1 protein-coding gene is annotated in these 529 nt (G+C 65.6%); it reads right to left on the reverse strand.

Features of this window, described 5'->3' with window-relative positions; translation table 11 throughout:
- Positions 1-6: 6 nt before the first annotated feature.
- The coding region (locus tag D1614_RS28825) for a GNAT family N-acetyltransferase (protein ID WP_497006691.1) at positions 7-529 on the reverse strand (523 nt) is incomplete at its 5' end.

Consider the following 529-nt stretch of genomic DNA (forward strand, 5'->3'; position numbering starts at 1 on the left):
GAACGGTCAGTCGTTGCGGACCGTTCCCGGCGCTTCCAGCCAGCGCTGCATGAACACGAGGTCGAGCCACTGACCGTGCTTGATGGCCGCCTCGGGCATGCGGCCCACTTCCTTGAAGCCGAGCTTTTCATGCAGGCGAATCGAGCCCGCATTGCCACCGTCGATGGCGCCCACCATCAGGTGCTTGCCCAGGGCAGCGGCCCGTTCGCACAGCGCCTCGACCAGCCGACTGCCCAGCCCCTTGCCACGCCAGTCGCGGTGTATGTGCACCGAGTGCTCGACGGTGGTGCGAAAGCCCGGGTAGGGCCGGAAATCCCCAAACGATGCAACGCCTGCCACCTGCCCATCATCGTCGGCGACCAGCACCGGATAACCCTGCGTGGCACGCAAGGCCAGCCACGCGGTGCGGTCTTCCAGCGTGACGGGTGTTTCGGTGTAGATCGCGTTGGAGTTGGCGATCACGTCGTTGTAGATGGCGAGGATGGCCGGAAGGTCGGCCTGCGTTGCGTCGCGGAGCAGCATGTTGCGT

This window comes from Maribellus luteus (assembly GCF_003576475.1).
Lineage (GTDB): Bacteria > Bacteroidota > Bacteroidia > Bacteroidales > Prolixibacteraceae > Draconibacterium > Draconibacterium luteum.